This is a genomic window from Mammaliicoccus sp. F-M27 (genome assembly GCF_022387115.1).
Lineage (GTDB): Bacteria > Bacillota > Bacilli > Staphylococcales > Staphylococcaceae > Mammaliicoccus > Mammaliicoccus vitulinus.
This window is the reverse complement of sequence record NZ_JAJNIE010000034.1, coordinates 1-1,613: the sequence shown is the minus strand read 5'-3', so window position 1 is coordinate 1,613 and position 1,613 is coordinate 1. Positions and strand designations below refer to the sequence as shown.

1 rRNA gene is annotated in these 1,613 nt (G+C 50.7%); it reads right to left on the bottom strand.

Annotation, left to right across the window (positions count from 1 at the left end):
• Positions 1 to 22: 22 nt before the first annotated feature.
• Positions 23 to 1,578 (bottom strand): 16S ribosomal RNA (locus LQ598_RS13645).
• Positions 1,579 to 1,613 lie beyond the last annotated feature (35 nt).

Below are 1,613 nucleotides of genomic sequence, written 5' to 3'. Positions count from 1 at the left end.
GGTCATTCCGTAATATCCTTAGAAAGGAGGTGATCCAGCCGCACCTTCCGATACGGCTACCTTGTTACGACTTCACCCCAATCATCTGTCCCACCTTCGACGGCTAGCTCCTAATAAAAGGTTACTCCACCGGCTTCGGGTGTTACAAACTCTCGTGGTGTGACGGGCGGTGTGTACAAGACCCGGGAACGTATTCACCGTAGCATGCTGATCTACGATTACTAGCGATTCCAGCTTCATGTAGTCGAGTTGCAGACTACAATCCGAACTGAGAATAATTTTATGGGATTTGCTTGACCTCGCGGTTTCGCTGCCCTTTGTATTATCCATTGTAGCACGTGTGTAGCCCAAATCATAAGGGGCATGATGATTTGACGTCATCCCCACCTTCCTCCGGTTTGTCACCGGCAGTCAACCTAGAGTGCCCAACTTAATGATGGCAACTAAGCTTAAGGGTTGCGCTCGTTGCGGGACTTAACCCAACATCTCACGACACGAGCTGACGACAACCATGCACCACCTGTCACTTTGTCCCCCGAAGGGGAAAACTCTATCTCTAGAGCGATCAAAGGATGTCAAGATTTGGTAAGGTTCTTCGCGTTGCTTCGAATTAAACCACATGCTCCACCGCTTGTGCGGGTCCCCGTCAATTCCTTTGAGTTTCAACCTTGCGGTCGTACTCCCCAGGCGGAGTGCTTAATGCGTTAGCTGCAGCACTAAGGGGCGGAAACCCCCTAACACTTAGCACTCATCGTTTACGGCGTGGACTACCAGGGTATCTAATCCTGTTTGATCCCCACGCTTTCGCACATCAGCGTCAGTTACAGACCAGAGAGCCGCCTTCGCCACTGGTGTTCCTCCATATCTCTGCGCATTTCACCGCTACACATGGAATTCCACTCTCCTCTTCTGCACTCAAGTTCCCCAGTTTCCAATGACCTTCCACGGTTGAGCCGTGGACTTTCACATCAGACTTAAGAAACCGCCTACGCGCGCTTTACGCCCAATAATTCCGGATAACGCTTGCCACCTACGTATTACCGCGGCTGCTGGCACGTAGTTAGCCGTGGCTTTCTGGTTAGGTACCGTCAAGACTTGTTCAGTTACTAACAAATTTGTTCTTCCCTAACAACAGAGTTTTACGATCCTAAGACCTTCATCACTCACGCGGCGTTGCTCCGTCAGGCTTTCGCCCATTGCGGAAGATTCCCTACTGCTGCCTCCCGTAGGAGTCTGGACCGTGTCTCAGTTCCAGTGTGGCCGATCACCCTCTCAGGTCGGCTACGTATCGTTGCCTTGGTAAGCCATTACCTTACCAACTAGCTAATACGGCGCGGGTCCATCTATAAGTGACAGCCGAAGCCGTCTTTCACTATTGAACCATGCGGTTCAAAATATTATCAGGTATTAGCCCCGGTTTCCCGGAGTTATCCCAGTCTTATAGGTAGGTTACCCACGTGTTACTCACCCGTCCGCCGCTAACATCAGAGAAGCAAGCTTCTCATCTGTTCGCTCGACTTGCATGTATTAGGCACGCCGCCAGCGTTCATCCTGAGCCAGGATCAAACTCTCCATAATAGAAGTAAGCTTGATTAGCTCATCTTTGATTGGTT